Genomic DNA, 20,542 nt, shown 5'->3' on the forward strand with positions numbered 1-20,542 from the left:
AGGGAGCTTGCTCCCGCTGGAGTGCGCAGCACTCCCAAACAGGCATGATGCGGTCCATCAGGTAAAACGCGTTGTCTGGTTTGGGGCGGCTTCGCCACCCGGCGGGAGCAAGCTCCCTCGCCACAGGTGTTTTGCGGTGACATGCAAGGGAAACCCTTACATTCCGCAGCATTCCCGGATTTTTCCTTGGGTCGATGCTGGCCTTTTGGTAGAGTCGCCGTCGCCAGCGGGTTTTCGGCTGGACGACGGAACGAAGAAGGGAGTCTGTTTTGTGACTGCGGGTAAAAAAATCCTCGGTCTCACCGCGTTGCTGTTGATGCTGACGCTGTGGGCCAGTTACTTTTATGTGTTCAAGGAAAACCGCGACGGCCAGTTGGGCGGCGCCGGTGAAAGCACCGCGTGGTGCGGCGCGCCGCCGTCCACCGAAGCGGCGCTGTTGGGCAAGGATCAACTGACCTTGCGCGTGACCAACAACCTGCGCGGCGAGTTCATGCTCAGTGGCTCGCTGGTGGTCTCCGAACGCACATTCAACCGCTACGATCTGGGTCGCAACGAACTGCGCCTGCGCCTGGAACCGTTGCAGTGGTCGTATGGCGTGACGCCGATCTTCCTCGAACAGGTCAAGGTTCAGCCGCTGAGCCGCAACCTCGCCTCGCCGACCAAAAGTGCCTACGCCGAGCTTGAACCACGGCCGATCGGCGTGCAGGGCCAGGTCACCGACTTTCCGTTCGACACCTATCGCTACGGCTACAAACCGGTGCTGTATTACCTCAAGGGCAGCGAGCGCGTCGACCTGCGCTTCAAGAACATCACCACGCTGATGGACATGTCCAACACCTTCACGCCGATCCAGAAGTACAACCGCGTCGAGTACATCAACGAGAAAAACTCGATGATCCGCGACGAAGACTACAAGGCCTACGGCCCGCACGAATGCGCGTTCAGCGTCGAGCGCAAAGGCTCGTTCAAGGTCGTGGTGCTGTTGTTGCTGCTGGTGCTGTGCCTGCCATTGCTGCATGTGTTCTATCGCGATGAGCCGGGGATCGATTTCCTCGCCACGCTGGTGACCATTGCCGTAGTGCGGGTGCTGCTGGTGGGGCCGGTGCAGGACTTCCAACTGTACAACATCGACTTCCTGTTCGGCGCGGCGATTCTGCTGGTGGGCTCGGTGTCGCTGATCAAGGCGATGCGCGCCAACAGCCGCCGCGAGATGGCTTTGAAGAGCGGGGCGACATCGTCCTGGTAAGCGCAGATTTTGTGGCGAGGGAGCTTGCTCCCGCTGGAGTGCGCAGCACTCCCCAACAGACATGATGAGTCAGCCAGATAAATCGCAATGTCTGTTTTTGGGGTGGCTGCGCCACCCAGCGGGAACAAGCTCCCTCGCCACAGGTATTCAGGGTTATTTCAGCGCCGGATCGCCCATGTTCATCTTCTTCCAGCCCTGCAACAGCACCTGCGCCTTCGGCTCCTGGCCGTTTTCCAGGTAGTACTGGATCAACGACAGCCGCGCATTGCGGTTCGCCGGTTGGATCTTGAGCAAACGCTCCAGCTCATCACACGCTTCAGTCACCTTGCCACTGTCGTGCAGCGCCACCGCCAGCACATAACCGTACTGCGGGTTCTGCGGCTCCAGTTGCGCGGCTTTGTGCAGGGCGGTCATGGCTTCTGCCGTCTTGCCGGCGCGGATCAATGACAGGCCACGGGTGTGCTGCAACAACGCAGCCTCCGGGTACGCCTTGAGGCTGTCGTCCAGCAGCGTTTGCGCCTCTTGCCCACGACCATTGGCCTCCAGCCATTGCACCAGCGTCACCAGTGCCGGGTAAAAGTCCGGATCGCGCTTGAGTGCCGTGCGCAGCAATCCTTCAACCTCGGAAGCACGCCCGCTGGCTTGATACAGCATCGCCAGATTCAGATTGGCCTCGGCCCGTTCCGCGAGACTGTTCTGCACCGCTTCGTACTCGGCAATTGCTGCGTCCCAATTGGCCTGTACGGCGCCGAGGCCATTGTTGCGCGCGACGCTGAGCAGGTCCCGCGCGGCGACAATGCGCACGGCTTTCACCGGATCGTTGAGCATTGGCGTCAGCAACGCAGCGCGCTCCGCTGGCGGCAGGAAGGCACTGATGGCCCGCACCGCGCTTTCACGCACCTGCGGCTCCCGGTTTTTCAGGTCGAGCGTCGCCAGTTTCAAGGCCTGATCGCTGGGGTACAACGGCAGTTCGGCCAGCAAGGTCGCGCGCCGGATCGCCGGCAGATCGCTGCGTTGCAGCTGCTCATACAAGGCGTTGGCAGCGCCCGGTTGACCGTTGCGGATCAGCCACAGGCTTTCGTCATAGCGCGGCGCCTGCGGGGTGGTGGCGGAGGCACTCCACAACTTGAACTGTGCAGTGACCTTGTCGCCGGCCTTGCCCTGATGGCAGCTCAGACAGGCATCCGGGGTGCCGAGTTTTTGCGCACGCTCCGGGTTGGGGATGCTGAAACTGTGGTCATGCCGCCAGTCGTTGCCCATGTAGAACTTGCCCGGCATGTGGCAATCCACACACTGCGAGCCGGGCTGGCCCATGGTGTGGCGGGTATGTTCGCTGGAGTCGTAGTTCTTCGCCTGCAGGCCTTTGCCATCGACGCCTTCGACCGAAGTCTTGCCCGCCGTGTTGTGGCATTGCAGGCACACCGCGTTGCCCGGTGCTTTCAGTTCGCTGCTGTGCGGGTTATGGCAATTGCTGCAGCGCACGCCCTTGTCGAACATCTTGCTTTGCAGGAACGAGCCGTGTTCGAACACTTCATCCTTGATCTTGCCGTCCAGCGCATACAGTTCACGGGTAAGGGTGCTTGGCAGGTAGTCGTCCATCAGCCGTTTACCGACGGTGTAGCCATCGCCCAGTGGCGCACGGCGTGCATGGCAGCGGGCACAGGTTTCGATTTCGACGGTGGCGTTCTTGTCCTTGAGGTCGACCGCAAAACCCTTGTGGATCAGATCGTCTTTTGTCTGCGTCCACTCCAGGTGATTGGATGCCGGACCGTGGCAGGCCTGACAGCCGACGCCGAGGCTGTTCCATTGACTGTTGAACGTGTTGCTGGCCGCATCGAAATTGCGCTTGAAGCCGGTGGTGTGGCACTCGACGCACATGAAGTTGGCGTTCTGACTGGGCTTGCTCCAGTGCAGCGGATTCTTGAAGTTCACGCCCTGGCCGGGGTAGAGGTGAAACCAGCGGTTTTTCTCGGTATCCCAGGCCACACCGAGCGCTTGCAAACGGCCTTCGCCGACTTCGATCAGGTATTGCTGCAGCGGCGCGATGCCGAAGGTGTAGGCGACCTTGAAGTCGGCGTTCTTGCCGTCGATGCCTGGGGTGTTGACCCAGAACTCGTCGCCCTTGCGCGTGAAACGGGTGGTCTCGTTTTCAGCCTTGAAGGCGACGTTGTTGAAGTCGCCGAGCATGGTTTCACCATTCGCGGCCTGCATCGCCAATTGGTGGTGCGAGCCTTGCCAGTCCTTGACTTGTTCGGTGTGGCAGCCCTGGCATTGCTGCTCGTCGACCATGCTGGCAGGCTTCTGTGCCAGCGGTTGTGGTTTGGCGACCACGGGTGCGGCCGCACTGATCGGCGGGGCCTTGGACGGTGCAGGCGCGGGGCTGAACAGAAACCAGCCGATGCCCGCCACAGCGGCCAGCAATACGCCGATGGTGACGGGAAACAGATAACGTGAAAGGGGTGGTCGAGACGAATCAGGATCAGGCTGTGCGACTTTATTTTTATGCTTGGGCATTACGACTTCCGTGGTCCAGGTGCATTTGCCATCTGGCGTGCGTTCAAGCTCGGTGCAGCTTTGCCGGATGCTCGTCATCTGTCAAATGACGGGTGTGAAGCAGCTCCCGGTCTTGTGTGAATTTTGCGCTTTTGCAGCGCAATCGCCGAGGTTTTAGCTATACCTGTAACTCCCCCCCAAGCAATACATTCAGGCCTTCTGACAGGAGTTACAGCATGAAGCTAGCAGTAATGATGGGCACCCTCTGCATCGCCACGCTCGGCGTGGTGGGCTGCTCCAGCAAAACCGTCGCTCCCGATGAGTATTCCGGCTTTCTCAAGGACTACAGCCAGCTCAAGGAGGCCAAATCGCCCTCCGGTGCCGAGGTGATGCGCTGGATCGATCCGAAGGTGGATGTCAGCAAGTTCACCAGCGCCTACATCGAACCGACCCAGCTCTATCCCAAGCCGCAACCGACCGCAAAGATTTCCCAACAGACCCTCAACGGCATCACCTCCTACTACGATCAGGCCCTCAAGCGTGAAATCAGCAAAGACATGCCGCTGGCCAGCGGTCCAGGCCCGGGCGTGATCGTGGTGCGGGCGGCGATCACCGCCGTCAGCAGCAAGACCGAAGGCCTGCACGCGTATGAAGTGATCCCGGTCGCCCTGGTCGCGGCAGCGGTCAGCACCGCCAGCGGTATCCGCGATCAGGAAACCACCCTGGCGACCGAAGCGGTGTTCCTCGATGGCGCGACCAACCAGGTCGTGGCACAAGTGGTGCGCAAAGGCACCGGCAAACCGCTGGAAAACGACACCCAGGCGATGACCGCCAACGACGTCAAACCGGTGATCGATGGCTGGGCCAATGACATGCATCAGATGTATCTGAAGCTCAAGGCCGGCAAATAACCGGTGCCTTTGTAGGAGCTGCCGCAGGCTCGGGCCGCGATCGGACGATCTTTTGATCTTGCTTTTAAAAAATCAAAGTCAAAAGATCGTCCGATCGCGGCCCGAGCCTGCGGCAGCTCCTACAGGGGCAGCATTACTGCCCGGTAAACCAGCGGAAGTACGGATTGCCACCTTCCCAACGCATCACTTCACGCATATCCCGCCCCCACGCCTCCCGATCACCGTCATACGCATGCAGGCTGGCGCGGTAGAACTGCATCAGGCGCTGGCGGTGCGTGTCCATCCGCTCGGTAAAACCGGCATCGGCATTCACCAGCGGCGGCGGCACATACAGATCCAGCAACGCCGGCAACACCCGAGTGATTTCCTGGCTGCGCACCCACGGTGCGTATTCGATGCGGGGCTGGTCGTCCGTCACCGCCGGGGCATTTGCCGCGAAGCGCTCAAGGCCTGCGCGGTCGGTGACCCAGGTCGCGAGTAACGCCGCCGCCGAGCCAATCCCGACATCCTGCAGAGTGCTGCGCACACTGGCCTGCTGGAAGCGCTCGGTGATTTTCGTCGCGTCCAGTTCCATCGGCAGCAGCGAGCCCACCAGCAGCATTTCGTGGAACTCGCTGGTCCACAGCGAGGCATGCGGGAACACGTCGAGGAAGCTGCGCACCAGTGAGCGCGAGTCGTCGATGTTCTGGGTCGGCAGCGGCAGCCATTGCGCGACGATCCCTTGTTGTTCAAGACGACTGGCCGCCAGTTGATAGAAGTCGCGGGAGTACAGATTGACCACCCCGGCCGCCGACGGCGGTGGCGGTTCAAGGGTGATCAGGTCGTAGGTCTGCGCGCTGCGCAACAGTTCCTGACGGCCATCGCGCAAGTGCACGTCAATGCCGGGATCGCTGGCGGCGTTGAAGTTGCCTTTGAACAGGGGCGCGGCCTTGACCACCGACGGCAGGAGCTCGGCGACTACCCGATGTTCCAGCCCCGGATAGCGCAGCAGGGCGCCGGCGGTGATCCCGGTGCCGAAGCCGATCACCAGCGTCGAACGCGGCGTGCCGTTGTGGATCAGCAACGGCAGCAGCGCCTGGATACGCATGTAGCGCAGCGACGGCATGGCATCGCCGGTGTTGGACACGCCTTGAATGTACAAGCGGTGGAAGCTGTTCTCACCACGGCCCTGAGCAACCACCGCCACAGTGCCGCCACGGCCTTCTTCGTAGAACGCCAGCGTGCCGTTGCGCGCACCTGGCAGCAGGCTGGCGAATTTGTCCATCGGGGTCAGCAGCGCAAGCGCCACCGATACCAGCCCCAACGCGACCACGGCCTGACGCCGGCCTTTTTTGACGTGGTGGCCCTTGCGCACGGCCACGTAGCCGATGCCGGCAGCGATGATCGCCAGCAAGCCCAGCGTGCGCACCAGCCCCAGCAGCGGGATCAACAGAAAACCGCAGAGCATCACCCCGACAATCCCGCCCAGCGTATTGAACGCGACCACGGCACCGACATCGCGACCGACGCGCTCGCGCCCCACACTCAAGCGCAGGGCCAGCGGAAACGCCGCGCCGAGCAACAGCGTCGGCACGAACACGATGCTCAGCGCCGCCACTGCAAAACGTGCGCTCATGCCAGCCAGCTCGTTGACGCCCATTGCCAGCAGCCAGCTCTCGGCCTGACTCTGGGCCAACACCAGCCAGCGCCCGAGCACGGCGATTTCCAGCAAGGCGATCAGCCCGGCACCGGCAATCAACAGACCGAATACCCCCCACGGATCGCGAATGCGCTCGACGCGGCGGGCTAGCAGGGCGCTGCCGATGAACAGCCCGGTCAGGTACGTCGCGAGCACCACGGCGAACGCGTAGGTGCGGGTGCTCATGAACTGCACGATCGATTGCGACCAGACCACTTCATACCCCAGCGCCACGCCGCCGGCGATGGAGTACAGCCACAGCGCCGTGCGGTCCGCGGCTTTCTCGGCGTGAGGTTTGACCGTGGCCGCAATCGGCATCGGATGCTGACGCTGCAGCCACAGCGCGCCGGCGGCGGCCAGCAGGTTGAGCATCGCGGCAAACAGCGCGCTGCCACGCACACCGAGGGTGGCGATCAGCACAAACGCGGCGAGCAGGGTGCCGACAATTGCGCCCAGGGTGTTGGCCGCATACAGCTGACCGCCGGACCTGCCCGGATCAGCCGCCAGCGAGCGCACCAGCACCGGCAGCGTGCCGCCCATCAATACCGCCGGAATCCCCACCAGCGCAAAGGGCAACAGCCAGGCCAGCAGACCGACATGGCTTTGCAACCAGGCAAACGGGCTGGCCGCCAGGCTCATCGCAACCGTCGCGCCAACACCAAGAATCGCCACCAGTACTTCCAGCCCGGCGTAGAGCAGCACCGGTTGCTGCAAGCGATCAGCCCAGCGCCCGAACAGCCAACCGCCAATGGCCAGGCCGGCAAAAAACGCGCTGATGCCGGTGGTGATGGCATAGACCTCGACGCCGACCACCAGCGACAACTGCTTGATCCACAGCACCTGATACACCAGCGCAGCGGCGCCGGAGGTGCACAGCAGCAGGGCGGGGATCAGCAGCGCCGGGGTAGTGGCGTGGGTGGTGGGTATGGCCGACGGCTTGCTGGCGATACGTGAGGACATGCGGGGGACCTTGTTCAAATCACACTATATTCGTGACGGTGCGGGCCTCATCGCTGGCAAGCCAGCTCCCACAGGGATTTTCAGTGAACACTCATGTTGTGGTCGACAGAAATACCTGTGGGAGCTGGCTTGCCAGCGATTGGGGCCGGCGCGGTCTCAGGTGGAAACAGGGCCGCCCGCCGATGAGGGCGGGCGGCAGTTCAACGGTGTTACTGAGCAGCCGGAGCCGCTTTCATTTTTTCCGCGATCTTGGCGTCAACCGCCGCACGAATCTGGTCGATGCTGAAGCTCGCCGGTTTCTGGCTTGGCGGGTATTCGATGAAGGTCTGCAGGAACTCTGCCGACTTGGTCACCGCGACACCGGCCAGATAAACGTTTTTGGTGTTCCAGTCATAGAACTGGTCAGACACCACGTCCGCTCGCTCGTACGGGTCCATCCTCAGGTTGAGGATCTTTGGCACACGCAGGCACACGAACGGTTCGCTCCAGACCCGGAAACCGCCCGGCTGGCGTTGCTCGCAGAACACTACTTTCCAGTTGTCGAAGCGCATCGAAACCAGCACGCCGTCGTCGTTGAAGTAATAGAACTCCTTGCGCTCGCCCTTGGGCTGCTGGCCGGTCAGGTAGGGCAACTGGTTGTAGCCGTCCAGATGCACCTTGAAGCTGGTGCCGCCGGACGTCGGTGCCCAGCCCTTGAGCAGTTTGTCTTTCACGTCGGTTTCGCCAGCCGCCGCGAGCAGGGTCGGGAACCAGTCCATGCCCGAGAACAGTTCGTTGGAGACCTCACCCGGCTTGATCTTGCCCGGCCAGCGAATCATCGCCGGTACGCGATACGCACCTTCCCAGTTGGAGTTCTTCTCGTTGCGGAACGGCGTGGTCGCCGCGTCCGGCCAGGAGAACTGGTTCGGGCCGTTGTCGGTGGTGTAGACGATGATCGTGTTGTCGGCGATTTTCAGGTCGTCGATGGTTTTCAGCAGTTTGCCGACGTCGGCGTCGTGCTCGAGCATGCCGTCGGCGTATTCGTTGCCGGGCATGCCGCTCTGGCCCTTCATCGAATCACGTACGTGGGTGAACACGTGCATGCGTGTGGTGTTCATCCAGACGAAGAACGGCTTGTCGGCCTTGGCCTGTTTCTCGATGAACGCCTGCGCGGCAGCGGTGGTTTCGTCGTCGATGGTTTCCATGCGCTTGGTGGTCAGCGCACCGGTGTCTTCGATCTTGCCGTCGGCGAAGCTGTGGATCACCCCGCGTGGCGAGTTGGCCTTGACGAAGGCGGCGTCGTCTTTCGGCCAGTACGGACGTTCCGGCTCTTCCTCGGCGTTGAGGTGGTAGAGGTTGCCGAAGAACTCGTCGAAACCATGATTGGTCGGCAGGTATTCGTCGCGGTCACCGAGGTGGTTCTTGCCGAATTGCCCGGTGGCATAACCCAGGCCCTTGAGCGCCTGGGCGATGGTGATGTCGCGTTTCTGCAGGCCGACCGGTGCACCTGGAATGCCGACTTTCGACAGGCCGGTACGCAGTGGCGTCTGGCCGGTGATGAACGAGGATCGACCGGCGGTGCAGCTGTTTTCCGCGTAGTAGTCGGTGAACATCATGCCTTCTTTGGCAATCCGGTCGATGTTCGGGGTCTTGTAGCCAACCACGCCCATGGAATAGGCGCTGATATTGGTCTGGCCGATGTCATCACCGAAGATCACCAGAATGTTGGGTTTCTCAGCCGCTGTGGCAGTTGCCGACAGCGCCATCACCGAGGTTGCCACCAGGGCGAGTTTCGGTAGCCACTTGCGTATGCGAGTCATCTGACTTGCTCCTTATCGCGGGGGTCGTTGTTGCGACTTACGTTTCTTGCAGTCCTGCATCACGTTTTTTCTTATTGCACCTGCCCGGTTGCCGGTGGATCGAACGGGTAGATCCGGCGCCACTCGGTCGCCATGTCCACCACGGTCCAGCCACGGGAATTCGCTTCGTCGAGGGCTTTGTCGAGTCGCCCGATATCGGATTTTCGGTCATAGGCCCACTCGCGCTTCGCATCGGTGTGATGCACCAGTCCCATGAAGCGTTTGCCGGGGCCGGCGGCGGTCCACTGCAGCATCTGCAGGTCGCCGTCGGAATTGCCGAACGCGAGGATCGGCCGTTTGCCGATCACTGCATCAATGCTCTCCGGTTTGCCCGGGCCGTCGTCGTTGTGTGCCAGTTTCCGGGTGCGCAGGATCGAGGCCTGGCCGTCCTTGAACTGGAACGCGGTGACGAACGTGGTGCCGATCACCTGTTCCGGCGGGATGCCGTAGACCTTCTCGGCGAAGGCGCGCATGAACGCGGTGTCGCCGCCCGAGACGATGTAGGTCTTGAAGTCCTGGCTGCGCAGGTAGTCGAGCATTTCCAGCATCGGCTGGAAGATCATTTCGGTGTAGGGCTTGCCGGTTTCCGGATGCCGGGCCTGACTCAGCCAGGTCTTGGCGTAATCGTCGAAAGCCTCGGTGGTCATGCCGGTGTGGGTGGCGCCGAAGATCTTCAGGATGCCTTCCATGCCAGCGGCGGACAGTTCCTTGTGGTCGTTTTCCAGCACCGCTTTGAACGGCTGGGTGGTTTGCCATTCCGGGTGCTGCGGCGCATTGCGCTTGACCTCGTCGAGGGCAAACAGCAACTCGAAATACATCGGCTGCTCGCTCCACAGGGTGCCGTCGTTGTCGAACACGGCAATGCGCTCGGCGGGTTTGACGAAGTCTTTGCCAGACTGGTCGGTGACGGCTTGCACAAACTCGATGATGTTTTTTTTGGCCGGGCCGTCGTTCCATGACGGCAGGGGTTCCGTGGCCTGGGCCAGCAGTGGTACTGCCAGCGCAAACCACAGCGCAAGGGTGAAACGTGGTCGCTGCTGCGGTGGATTGGTCATGGGAATTCCCTTTCCTGAGCGGGGTTTAGCGGGCGCAGGGCCGATGCCGGTTTGTGCGCCTGTTGTTCGGCCTGACTGTGAAGCGTAGTCAACGATTCACGCAGTTGAGCAAGTGTTTGTGCAGTCTGCGGATCACGTCCGTAAAGTCCGCGCAACAGGCCTTGCAGGCGCGGGCCGGCATTCACCAGTTGCAGCCCGAGCCGACTGCGCCGCAGCCGCAGATACAAGGCGCTCAACTGCGCCGGTTCAGCCTGCAGTTGCGAGTTGATCTGCTGCCAGGCGAAGTCCGCCGATTGCTCCCAGGCCAGTTGCCGCGCGTGCTTGCGCGCCTGCCATTGATGCCGGGCACGCAACAGCGCAGGACGCAGCCAATAACCGACGCCGATGCAGACGGCGAGCAGCGCCAGCCACAGCAGCCAGCGTGTGGAAAAGTGCGGGTTGTTGCGACCGAGCTGCCGGAGATCGTCGGTGATCGAAAACACCGGTTTGTAGGCGCTGTTGGCTGTGGCTGCGAAGGTCACGGCCGGTACTTGCGCAGTTCGACTCTGCTGCGTTTTCACGTCCCACCATTTCACCGCGATGGCCGGAAGGGTGTAGGCGCCAGCCTTGTCGATGCGGTAGGTGACGGTGTCGATCCGCTGACCACCGAGCACGTTGCCGCGACCGTCATCCAGACGAGTGACTTGTGGGAGCTGCGGATAACGACTCAGACCGGCCACGTCACCCAGTGGCGGAACCGGCAGCGCCATCGCCAGTGCGCCATCGGCCTGCAGAGTCAGTTGGCGGGTAACGCTGTCGCCGGTTTTCAACGGGGTTGCCGAGTTGGTCAGGCTTTGGCTCAGGCGCACACCGCTGGCCACCAGCGGCGTTTCTCCGGGTTTCAAGCCGGGTGGCTGGGTGGCGCTGAAGTGCAACGGTTGGCTTTGCGCGCTGAGCGGGGTGGTGGCCTGACCCGGTGTCGCACTCACCGTCAACGGCGGAATGTCGAAGCGACGGGCGACATTCGGGGTGATCAGGTAGCTGTAGCGCAAGCCGCTGAAGGATTGTCCGTCGATGGTCTGATTCAGGTGTTGAGCCTGGCCGTCCGGCGGCGTGACCAGGGCGCCATCGAGTTTCAGCTCGGGCAGGGTGGCGGCGCTGGTGAACCAGGTGTCGGTGAGTACATCGACTTGCAGCTCCACCAGTCCGCCGACCATCGCGCCTTCGGCGGGTTGCAGGTGGGCCTGGATTTTCAGTTGGGGTTCGGCGGCAGAGGCATTCAGGCTGAGCAAGCCGGTCATGAGCAAGGTGCAGATTTTTTTGCTGGCAGATCTGGCCTCATCGCTGGCAAGCCAGCTCCCACAGGGGGTGTCTGTGTTTTCGCCAATCGAGTTAACAGCGCAAAACCTTGTGGGAGCTGGCTTGCCAGCGATGAAGCCAACCCGGTTCATGGCTTGGCCCCCGCTTGATCCTGCAAACTGAATTTCTGCCTGAGAAACTTCGCCGGCGAGGTGCTCATGTTCTGCAGCCACAACGCGTCGGAAGCCGCCTGTTCGGTCTCGACCTTTTTGCTCTGACCCTTGCCCGGCGCCTTGTCGAGTTTCACTTCGTCCGGTTTGGTCTCGGGGGCGTTCTTTTCGGCGCTGTCGGTGTCCTTGCGCAACGCCTGCGCCAGCGCCAGATTGGCCGTGGCTTCAGGGAATTGTGTTTGCCGCTGCAAGGCTTGGGTGTAGGCGGCGATCGCCTGATCGAACTTGAAGCGCCGCACGTAGATGTTACCCAGGTAGAACCACGCTTGCGCCGTGTCCAGCCGGGCAAAGGTCGCCAGTGCGAGGTCGTAGTCTGCCGCGTGATAGGCCGCGACGCCTTTCCAATACGGATCGACAAACAGCGCCGCTGCTTGCGGCCAATGCTCATGCTCGGCGGCCCAGCGCCCTTGCTGATCGCGGGTGAAGAAGGCATCGGTCAGCGCGTTGGCCTGCGCGGGTGCGGTGGGCCAACCCAGGCCCACGGCGAGGAACAACGCCGGTGCCCAGTTGACGCTCCAGCCCTTGCGCACGCCGACCAGCGCCAAGGCCAGCAACGGCCAGCACAGCCAGTAACCGGCATCTTTCCAGTGCAATTGCTGCTGTTCGGCGCTGACACTCTGGAAATGTTGTTGGGCATGTAACTCGATCCAGTCCAGATCATCGTCGTCGAGGGTGAGGCTGCCCAGCGGCGCGTCGAGGGCGGCGGCCAATTGCTTGAGTGCCGCCGGATCGAAACGGCCGAGCAGCGGGCGCCCGTTGCTGTCGACTGCCGGCTGGCCGTTGGCGCCCTGAATCACCCCGCCATCCGCGTTGCCGACCGCCAATACCAACACTTGTAATTGGCTGCCTTTGAGTCGCTGGTCGAGGCCATCGAGCTGCGTGGTGTCGGCACCGTCGGTGATCAGCAACAGGCTGCCCGGAGTGTTCTCGGCGCTGAGCAGGCGCTTGGCCTGCTCGATGACGGCGCTAACGTCCTTGCCGGGTTTGTCGATGAGATCTGTGCCCAGCGCCTGAATGAAGGTGTCGAGCAGCGCCGGATCGTCAGTCGGCGGCAACACCAGATGCGCGCTGCCGGCATAAGCGATCAGCGCGGTGCGCGCGCCGGCGCGACGCTGGATCAGGTCATGGAGTTTGTGTTTGACCGCTTGCAGGCGCGTCGGTGGTACGTCACTGGCATCCATCGACGGCGACAGATCCACGGCGACGATCAGCGGTGCGCGATTGTCCAGAAAGTCCGGGCGATCCTGCTCCCAGGTCGGCCCGGCGGCGGCAATGGCGCCCATTACCAGCACCGCGCGCAGCCAGTGCACCGGGCGCAGGTGCTGATGATCCGTTGGCGTGACCAGCAGATGCGGCAGCAAGTGTGCGGCGATGTTACTGCGCAGCCGCCGCTGCAAGTCGCGGCTGCGGCGCCAGAGCAGTGGCAGCAGCGCGGCGAACAGTGCGAGCAGCAGCCACAGCGGACGCAAAAAGTGCAACTCACTGAGATTGATCTCCATCTCAGGCCTCCTGCCGCTGGCGGGCCAGCGCCAGGCGCGGGCGCAGCAGGGCACCGAGGTGATACAGCGCCAACAGCGTCAGCGCCGCGCCCAGCGGCCAATGAAACAACTCGCGTTGCGGCTGATGGCTGAGGGTTTTCACTTGATGCGGGGTGAGGCGGTCGAGAGTGCTGTAGACCTGATCCAGCGCCGTGCGGTCTTCGGCGCGGAAGAACTGTCCACCAGTGGTTTGAGCGATCTGTTGCAGCCCGCGCAGATTGACCTGCGCCTCGCCGGACGCCGTCGGGTCGCCGATGCCGATGGTGTGAATGACCACGCCCTTGTTGGCGGCCATTTCCGCGGCGTGGTCGGGGGTGATCGCGCTGCTGGTATCGTTGCCGTCGGTGAGCAGGATCAGCACCTTTTGCTGTTCGTGCGCCTGATCGAGCAGCTTCAGGCTCAATCCGATGGCATCACCGATGGCGGTGTTCGGCCCGGCCATGCCGATGCCGGTGTCGGCCAGCAACAGCGAGAGGCTGGCGTGATCGAGGGTCAGCGGTGCCTGCGGGTAAGCGCCGCTGCCGAACACGATCAAGCCGATGCGGTCATCCTTGCGCTTGTCGATGAAGCCTTGCACCACCTCTTTGACGGCGGCGAGGCGATTGATTTTCTGGCCGCTGGCGTTGGTGAAGTCTGCGGTTTCCATCGATTGTGAAATGTCGATGGCGAGCATCAGGTCGCGCACCGGTTGCTGGCGCTCGATGGGTTTTTCGACGAACACCGGGCGCGCGGCTGCGAGTAGCACCAGCGCCCAGACAAGCAGATTGAGCAGCCGTTGCCAGTGGTTGTGACGATTGCCAACCCGGCTCGGCGCTTCCCCGACCGCACGGCTCATGGCGGCGAAAAACGGCACGCGCACGGCGCTGCGCGCTTCCTGATACGCCGGCAGGTACCGGAAGGCCAGCCACGGCAGCGGCAGCAGAAGCAACAGCCACGGGTAATCAAGCTGCCACATGGTGCTGCTCCACCCAGTGTTGGCAGGTGTCGAACAGCGCCTGACGCTGTTCGACGGGGAGGGCGCGCAGGGTGGCGTCGGGGGCGTAGGCGAGCTGGGCGAGTTGGGCGCTGAACTCGTCGGGCAGCCTGGTTTTACTGTGCTGCTGCAGAAACGCCTGCCAATCCGCTCTCCCCAACGCCGCCACCCCTTGTGGGAGCGAGCTTGCTCGCGAAAGCGGTGTGCCAGATAACACAGATGTTGAATGTGCTGACCTCTTCGCGAGCAAGCTCGCTCCCACAGGGTTTGCATTCCAGCGGAAAGATTTGCGTAGGGGCATCGACAGGGCCACGCGCTTGAGCAACTCGGGCAGCTCACGCAGGGCATTGAGGTCGTCACTGCGGCTGCGCAACTGCGCCAATCGCACCAGCGCTTCGCGCCGGTACTGATCCCGTCGCCACTGCACATAACGCCGCACGCCAACCACGATCGCAAACGCGATCAACAGCCCCAGCAGCAGCCACCAACCCCAAGTCTGCGGCGCATAACTGACCGGCGCGGGCAGGCTCAGCTCCTTGAGCTGGCTGATGTCGGGGATATTCGGATTCATCGCCGTGGGCCGGCAGACTTGCCAAGCTCGGCGCGCAATTGCGCGTGGGCCTCTTCGGCGGTGCTGAACATCATCAGCGGCACTTGACTGCGACGCAGCAGGGTGGCGACATCCTTGAGTCGGCCGCCGAGGTAATCACCCAGAGGCTGATGCACGCTGCGTTTCTCGACAGCCAGTTCCACCTGCAATTGGCCTTGGGTGACCAGCAGCCGGCCATCGCTCGGCAGCTTCAAGGCCAGTGGGTCGTAGACTTGCAGGGCGATCACGTCGTTATGCGCGCGCAGTTGCCGCATCAATTGCAAGGTGCGCTCACCGGCGCCTGCGAAGTCGCTGACGATGCAGATCAAATGGTCATGCCCGGCCAGCGCCAGGCAGCGCTGCAAGGCCTTGTCCAACTGATCCTCGTCTTCGGCGTCGGGATTGGCCGCGTTCAGTGTCTGATTCTGTTGTGCCACGTGGCTGAGCAAGGCTTCGACCCGTTTGCGGCTGCGCAGCGGCGCGATGCTGTCGATGCGTTGATCGTTGAACACCAGACCGCCAACCCGGTCGCCGGCGTTGAACACCATCCACGCCGCCAGTGCAGCGAGTTCGGCGGCGAGGGCGGATTTGAAGCTGCGCTGCGAGCCGAAAAACATCGACATGCGCTGATCGACCACGATCAGCGCCGGGCGATCGCGTTCTTCAGTAAAAGTGCGTACCACCGGTTTGCCGGTGCGCAGCGAGGCGCGCCAGTCGAGGTGGCGTAAATCGTCGCCGGGTTGATAGCGGCGCAACTCATCGAAGTTCAAGCCACGGCCACGCAGGCGCGAGGCATGTTTGCCGGCCAGGATGCTGCCCTGGGGCTGACGCGCGAGCAAACTCAGGTCACGGGCCTTGAATTCCAGCGCCATCAATTGCGCCAGAGACACGTAGACCAGACCCTCCGTGTTCATGCCGGAATCGCCACTTTATCCAGCAAGCGGTCGAGCACCTGATCGGCAGTCACGCCATCCGCGACCGCGTCGTAGCTCAATTGCAAGCGATGGCGCAGCACCGGATGCACCACGGCGCGCACGTTGTCCGGCGAGACAAAATCCTGGCTCTGCAACCATGCATCGGCTCGCGCGCAACGATCCAGGCCGATGCCGCCACGGGGACTGGCACCGATGCTGATCCAGCGCCCGAGGTCTTCGTCGTAATCGGCCGGGTGGCGGGTGGCGTTGATCAGGTCGATCAGGTAACGGTCGATGGCCGGCGACACATGCACCGCGCTGACCTCCTTGCGCGCGGCGAAGATCACTTCCTGTGACAGGCTGAAGCCCTTGCCCGGCGCGGTGTTCGCACCCTGGGCAAACTCTTCGGCGCGCAACAGACGCAGCACCTGGCTTTCGTTGTCGGCGCTGGGGTAATCCAGCAGCACCTTCATCAGGAACCGGTCCATCTGCGCTTCCGGCAGCGGATAAGTGCCTTCCTGTTCGATCGGGTTCTGTGTGGCGACCACAATGAACAACTCCGGCAGCACGTGACTGGTGCCGGCCACGGTAATCTGCCGTTCTTCCATGGCTTCCAGCAGCGCCGCCTGGACCTTGGCCGGGGTGCGGTTGATCTCGTCGGCGAGGATCAGATTGCCGAACAGCGGACCTGGCTGGAAGCGGATCTCGTTTTGCCCGGCGACCTGATGCAGCACTTCGGCGCCAGTGATGTCCGAGGGCAGCAAGTCGGGGGTGAACTGGATGCGGCTCATTTTCGCGTCCAGGTGCGTGGCCAGCGCCTTGACCGTGCGCGTCTTGGCCAGCCCCGGCAGGCTTTCCAGCAGCAAATGCCCGTTGGCCAGCAGGCCGAGGAGGATCTGCCGAATGACCTGATCCTGGCCGAGTACGGCTTCGGCGATGCTCGCTTGCAGGGCGTTGAGGTCGGTGAGTGCGGTCATGGGACAGTCCTTTGTGGCCGGTCTAGAAAAACGCCAGGGTCATGTTGACGGCAATCCCGTTGCCTTCGGGGCGGTTCTTGGTGTCGAACTCTGGCACCCAGCGCGCGCTGATGTTGGCCTGGGCGTCGGCGAATTTGCCGGCCCAGGCGACCACCGGCCCGGCGCCGACCGAGCGGCCACGGAAGCCATTCAGGCTGTCGGCGGTCTGGCCCTTGTCGTCGGTGACTTGCTGGATATAGCCGGCCGCCAGGCCGGCGCTCCAGCCACTGCCGAAGCCGTGAGTCCACAAGGCATCGAGGGTGAAGATGTTGCCGTTGCGGTAATCGGTGGCGGTGTTTTCGGTGTAGAACTCCAGGCCACTGGACAGGGTGAATTCGCCCCCCTTGCCGTCCAGATGAGTGAAGGCCACGGTGGGCATGAACGTGTAATTGTTCTGCCCCGGGTTGGCCAGACGATTGTCGTTGTAGGCGCCGGTCGGCACGTAGATCGGCAGGGAGAACGCGATGTGGTTCAACTCATCGAAGTGGTAGCCGGCGGCAATCGGCGTGACCAGCGCGTCGGCGAACTGGGTCCCGGAATCGCTGGTGCCGAGGGTGCGTCCGCGCGGTCCGGTGATCGCCGCGTCAATGTCGGTGTACTGCACTGGAACGCCGATTGCCGAGGCAAAATTCCATGGGCCTTTGCCGGTGTCCCAGATGTGCGTCAGGTTGGTCATGGTGTAGGAGACTTTCATGTCGATCCCGGCACTGACCTCACCGGAAATCGGCGCGCCGCGACTGCCCTTGAGCGAGCCGTCGTACCAGATGCTGGTCACCGAGACGACCCAGCCCGGTTCGGGCGGGATGATCCCGGCGTTGGAATACACCTGTTGCCCGGTGATCGGCCGGCCCACGCCACCCTCGGCTGCATAGAGTTGAGTAATGCCGATCATGCACAGCGCCAGCAGCGGACGCACAACGTAAGGCTTGACCATCACTGGCTCCGTTTATTGTTTTGAGTTGACCGGGTTGAGCAGCGGCATCTTCCACTCGCCGCTGGCCACTTCCGGTTTCGGCAGGTACAGGCGCAACACGCCGTAGAACGGCCCGTTCGGTGCCGGCAGCCAGTTGGCCTGCTTGTCCTTGCCGGGATTGTCGTGCTGCACGTAGAGGGTCAGTCCGCCGTCGGCATCGAGCTTGAGATCCGGCAGCATCCGCGAGTTGATCAGGTAGCGATTGAGCGGGTTGGTCACCAGCAACTTGCTCTTGCCGTCGTACATGGTCAGCGACCAGAAAGCGTCGGCCGGGGGCAGGGCGCCTTTGTCGAAATGCAGGGTGTAGTCGTGTTTCGCTGCGTCGGCCGGCTGGCCGTCCTTATCGACGAAATAGCCGATGTAGTTCGCCTCTTCGGCGGAGTTGCCAAAGATGCCCATGTTGGCGCCGGCGTAGCGATACAGATAATTGCCCTTGAGGTGATCGCGGGTGCCAAACAGATCACCGCTGCTGATTTCGTGCGTATCGACCTTGTCTTTCTTGAACGCGGCGAATTCAGCCTTGGCGTCACTGATGCCGTCTTCGAGGGCCTTGCGTTGCTCGGCACTGAGCTGTTTCAGGTCGAATGGCTGACCGGCGCCGATGCCGATTTTGGCGAAGCGTGCGAGCAGGTCTTTTTCGACATCCTGCGGCGGGGTGAAGGCGAGCATGAAGTTCAGGTAGCGGAACAGCTCAGGGGTTTCGCTCATGGTCGGCGTCGGTTTCGGCCAACTGACTTTCGGCGCCGGCGCCGGGGCCTTCTGTTTGACGTAGTGGCTCAGCGGCTCGACCTTGTAGCCTTTCTGGATCTGCTTGACCTTGCCCAGATCTTTTTCGTCGAACAGCTGCGTGCGGTACAGCGCGTAGGCGATGTTGCTTTCGCTGCGCACCAGCCGGTCGATGTTGATCGGTTGCTGACCCTGCCAGTCAGGCCCGGCGATCATGAAGTGGCCACCGTTATTACCGGTGCTGCGGGTGCCCAGGTAAGCGAAATTCTGCGTGTAGGCGTCGATCAGTTGCACCGAGTAGTAACGGTGCTCTTCGATCGGCGGCAAGGTCAGGATCAACGGCTCGCTGCGCAGATCCATCCAGACGAACGAGTAGGGCGTGTCGGCGTTCGGCGTGACGAACGCGGTGTCCTTGGCGGTGAAGGCCTTGGCGGTGTTGCCGATCTGGTTGAACGGTGCCTTGAAGTTCGGGCTCTTGCTGTCCACGGCCTGGGTGTACAGAGTCTTGTACATTTCCACTATCGGGAAGCCATAGAGGTAGGCGTCCCTGGCGATGCCTCGGGCTTCTTCGGGGCTGGCGCTGAACTCGGCCCAGGCGCTGCTGCTCAAGGCGAGGGTCAGGCCGGTCAGCCATAGATTGCGTGCGTTCATGCGGCGTCCTTATTCATTGCACGACCGTGATGTCGTCGAGTTTCCAGCTCTTGTCGAAATAGGCTTCGGTCGGCGCGTACAGGCGGAAATAGCTGAACCAGTGCTTGCCGGGCACCGTTTGCACCCAGTTGTTTTCGAAGCCTTTGGGCGCGCTTGGGCCGAAGTACAGGTCCACCGAGCCGTCGGCGTTCTTTTTCAAGTCCTGACGCGAGGACAGATCGGCCTTGCGCTGCGGATTGTCGATCAAGCAACGGCTGTCGATGTCGTACACGGTCATCGACCAGAATTGTTTGGCCGGCGGGTTGGCGCCGACGTGCAGGCGATAGGTCTTGCCGCCGTCGAGCCAGTCGCCCTTGGCGTCGGTGTAGGCGCCGAGGTAGGTCTGGCCGAGGCCCGGGGTCCTGGAAACCATGCCTTTGGTGTTGGTCACCGCTTCATAGAACCAGGCGCTGCGCTCCCACAACTGGTCGTAATAGGCCACGCGTTGCGACGGTTCGGCGATGTTCAGCACCGTGTCCCAATGCCGGTCGGGCCAGTACTGCGCGTCAGGAAAGCGCTTGGCAAAGGTGTTGGCCTTGGCGATCAGTTCACCGACCTGCGCGCCGGACTCCAGGGCCTGACGCTGCCGGGTGTTGGGGTTGAAGGGTTTGTCCTTCTCGATGCCGAGACTGGCGAGCATCGCCATGTAGAAGCGGTCACGTTCATTCACCGGTTCTTTCTGGATGATCTGGTGTAGCCGCTGCCAGTAGGCGATGCCGCGCGGCTGGGTGCCCGACCACTTTTTACCGTCAGGCGACAGCAGGCGGGTCTTGCTCGGCTCGGCACGCTTGGCGTACGGGTACATCTTGAATTGCTCGACCAGCGCCTTGCCTTTGGCCGGGTCAGGATCCAGCACCCGGAAGCCTGCCAGCACGTTCATGGTTTCCGATTTGGCCAGGTAATACTTGTCGGCATCCGCCGGTGGCTCCGCGCCCGGTGGCAGCACCAGGTATTTGCCGCCCTGGCCTTTGTCCGGGCCGGTCTGACCCATGTCGATGATCGCCCGCTGCCAGAAATCGCCAATGCCGCCGGCGGTCGGTCCCGGTGGCAGTTCAATCACCAGCGGCCCGGTTTCGCTGAGGTCGACGAAGCCGAGAATGTACGGCGTGGTGGCGTTGGCGGTGATCACGCCGAGCTTGTCTTCGTAACTGTCGAGCACCATCAGATCGCCGCTGCGTGCGCCGAGCTTGTCGCGAAATTCTTCCTGCCACTGCGCGTAGGACACCAGCGGCAAGGCCCACAGGTAACTCTGGGTCGCCTGCTGGAAATCCAGCTCGGCGTAGAGTTTGGCAATCGACTCATGCGCCGGCAGTTCGCCTTCCATGGCGATCTTGCCGATACGGGTGTCGAGCTCCTGAGCACCGACGCCGCAGCTGGCGAACAGGGTCATCAGGCTGAAACCGGCAGCGCGTAAAGCGATGTGCATGGCGATGT

At 62.5% G+C, this 20,542-nt stretch carries 15 protein-coding genes; 2 read left to right on the forward strand and 13 right to left on the reverse strand.

Translation table 11 applies throughout. The annotated features are described in order from the left end of the window. Positions 1-271: 271 nt before the first annotated feature. Positions 272-1,246, forward strand: coding sequence for a hypothetical protein (locus tag PMI25_RS27040; RefSeq protein WP_007969162.1), 975 nt, complete (start codon positions 272-274; stop codon positions 1,244-1,246). A 153-nt stretch (positions 1,247-1,399) separates the two neighbouring features. On the opposite strand, the gene PMI25_RS27045 is transcribed toward PMI25_RS27040, so the two are convergent. Continuing rightward, the gene (locus PMI25_RS27045; RefSeq protein WP_007969163.1) at positions 1,400-3,760 is read right to left on the reverse strand and encodes a tetratricopeptide repeat protein; all 2,361 of its coding nucleotides are present in this window, start codon (positions 3,758-3,760) and stop codon (positions 1,400-1,402) included. Positions 3,761-3,975: 215 nt separating this feature from the next. Here PMI25_RS27045 and PMI25_RS27050 point away from each other — a divergent pair, with 215 nt between their 5' ends. Beyond that, positions 3,976-4,650: a DUF3313 domain-containing protein gene (locus PMI25_RS27050; protein ID WP_007969164.1), complete on the forward strand. Its 675-nt coding sequence runs from the start codon at positions 3,976-3,978 to the stop codon at positions 4,648-4,650. Positions 4,651-4,783: 133 nt separating this feature from the next. On the opposite strand, the gene PMI25_RS27055 is transcribed toward PMI25_RS27050, so the two are convergent. The 12 genes from PMI25_RS27055 to PMI25_RS27110 form a co-directional block, all read right to left on the reverse strand. Then, on the reverse strand, positions 4,784-7,288 hold the full coding sequence (locus PMI25_RS27055) for a fused MFS/spermidine synthase (protein WP_007969165.1): 2,505 nt from the start codon (positions 7,286-7,288) through the stop codon (positions 4,784-4,786). A 209-nt stretch (positions 7,289-7,497) separates the two neighbouring features. Then, positions 7,498-9,087, reverse strand: a complete 1,590-nt coding sequence (locus PMI25_RS27060) for an arylsulfatase (protein WP_007969166.1) — start codon at positions 9,085-9,087, stop codon at positions 7,498-7,500. Between the two features lie 71 nt (positions 9,088-9,158). Beyond that, positions 9,159-10,181, reverse strand: a complete 1,023-nt coding sequence (locus tag PMI25_RS27065) for an HAD family hydrolase (protein ID WP_007969167.1) — start codon at positions 10,179-10,181, stop codon at positions 9,159-9,161. Then, entirely contained in the window at positions 10,178-11,611 is a 1,434-nt protein-coding gene (locus PMI25_RS27070) for a BatD family protein (protein ID WP_007969169.1), read from the reverse strand. Before PMI25_RS27070 ends, PMI25_RS27065 begins: the two co-directional genes overlap by 4 nt. After that, entirely contained in the window at positions 11,608-13,188 is a 1,581-nt protein-coding gene (locus PMI25_RS27075) for a VWA domain-containing protein (protein WP_007969170.1), read from the reverse strand. The genes PMI25_RS27070 and PMI25_RS27075 overlap by 4 nt, the downstream gene beginning before the upstream one ends. Before the next feature lies 1 nt (position 13,189). Beyond that, positions 13,190-14,182, reverse strand: a complete 993-nt coding sequence (locus tag PMI25_RS27080) for a vWA domain-containing protein (RefSeq protein ID WP_007969171.1) — start codon at positions 14,180-14,182, stop codon at positions 13,190-13,192. Further along, entirely contained in the window at positions 14,169-14,771 is a 603-nt protein-coding gene (locus PMI25_RS27085; protein WP_007969172.1) for a DUF4381 domain-containing protein, read from the reverse strand. The genes PMI25_RS27080 and PMI25_RS27085 overlap by 14 nt, the downstream gene beginning before the upstream one ends. Beyond that, entirely contained in the window at positions 14,768-15,703 is a 936-nt protein-coding gene (locus tag PMI25_RS27090) for a DUF58 domain-containing protein (RefSeq protein ID WP_007969173.1), read from the reverse strand. Before PMI25_RS27090 ends, PMI25_RS27085 begins: the two co-directional genes overlap by 4 nt. Then, positions 15,700-16,680: an AAA family ATPase gene (locus PMI25_RS27095; protein ID WP_007969174.1), complete on the reverse strand. Its 981-nt coding sequence runs from the start codon at positions 16,678-16,680 to the stop codon at positions 15,700-15,702. Before PMI25_RS27095 ends, PMI25_RS27090 begins: the two co-directional genes overlap by 4 nt. A 22-nt stretch (positions 16,681-16,702) precedes the next feature. After that, positions 16,703-17,653 (reverse strand): SphA family protein, encoded by a 951-nt coding sequence (locus PMI25_RS27100; RefSeq protein ID WP_007969175.1) that lies wholly within the window; start codon positions 17,651-17,653, stop codon positions 16,703-16,705. Between the two features lie 12 nt (positions 17,654-17,665). Beyond that, on the reverse strand, positions 17,666-19,069 hold the full coding sequence (locus PMI25_RS27105; RefSeq protein ID WP_007969176.1) for a DUF1254 domain-containing protein: 1,404 nt from the start codon (positions 19,067-19,069) through the stop codon (positions 17,666-17,668). Positions 19,070-19,082: 13 nt separating this feature from the next. Further along, complete coding sequence (locus tag PMI25_RS27110) at positions 19,083-20,534, reverse strand: DUF1254 domain-containing protein (protein ID WP_007969178.1); 1,452 nt, start codon at positions 20,532-20,534, stop codon at positions 19,083-19,085. Positions 20,535-20,542: the final 8 nt, after the last annotated feature.

Source organism: Pseudomonas sp. GM30 (assembly GCF_000282275.2).
In the GTDB taxonomy this organism is placed as follows: Bacteria; Pseudomonadota; Gammaproteobacteria; order Pseudomonadales; family Pseudomonadaceae; genus Aquipseudomonas.